At 70.7% G+C, this 403-nt stretch carries 1 protein-coding gene; it reads left to right on the top strand.

Annotation, left to right across the window (positions count from 1 at the left end; all coding sequences use genetic code 11):
- Nucleotides 1-403 (top strand): hypothetical protein (locus ACFHWE_RS23725; protein ID WP_416604101.1); only part of this gene is annotated, 403 nt, incomplete at both ends.

Below are 403 nucleotides of genomic sequence, written 5' to 3'. Positions count from 1 at the left end.
CGACCCCCACCGCAACCCGCACGCCCACACACGACTGCCCCGGGAACAGCGGGACGCCCTCGACACCTACATGCGTATCAGCGTGGTGTTCAACCAGGCACTGCGGCTCGCCCAGGACGACCGGATCGCCGCGTACCTGCAAGCGCAGCGCGCACACGTGGGCCCGGGGCTACTCCTATTCGATCTGGGACGCGACGGCCGCTTCCCCACCCTGCAGGACCTCGCACACGCCCCGCGCCCTCCGGCCCCCTGGCAGCGACCCATCGTCAACTCCATCCTGAACGCCCCCGACCCCGAACAGGCACGCAGGACCTGGCTCGCCAGATCCGGGATGCGCGGACTGCTGACCGACGTGTTCGGGCGCTTCCCCGACGCCGACGACATCCGCCGCTTCGCCTCCACC

The sequence above is a fragment of the Nocardiopsis sp. LOL_012 genome, assembly GCF_048060475.1.
Classification (GTDB): Bacteria; Actinomycetota; Actinomycetes; order Streptosporangiales; family Streptosporangiaceae; genus Nocardiopsis.
Note: the sequence above shows the minus strand (reverse complement) of the source record. Positions and strands in the feature narration are given on the sequence as shown.